Raw genomic sequence first — 280 nt, forward strand, 5'->3', positions numbered from 1 at the left:
CCAGGTCACCTTCCGTTATCGCCCGGATGCGTCCGAAGTGTTGCGTCAGGTCAGCCTCAGTATCAAACCCGGCGAAATTATTGGCATTGTAGGGCGTTCCGGCTCCGGGAAAAGCACGCTCACCAAACTGGTACAACGCCTGTATATCCCCGACCGGGGCCGTGTGATGCTGGACGGATATGACCTGGCCGTGATCAATACCACCTCATTAAGGCACCAGATTGGCGTAGTCCAGCAGGAGAACAATCTGTTTAACCGTTCGATCCGCGCCAATATTGCG

General features: G+C 55.4%; 1 protein-coding gene. It reads left to right on the forward strand.

The window, feature by feature from the left end:
* The coding region (locus M977_RS24035; RefSeq protein WP_157092154.1) for an ATP-binding cassette domain-containing protein at positions 1-280 on the forward strand (280 nt) is incomplete at both ends.

It is taken from the genome of Buttiauxella gaviniae ATCC 51604 (assembly GCF_001654835.1).
Lineage (GTDB): Bacteria > Pseudomonadota > Gammaproteobacteria > Enterobacterales > Enterobacteriaceae > Buttiauxella > Buttiauxella gaviniae.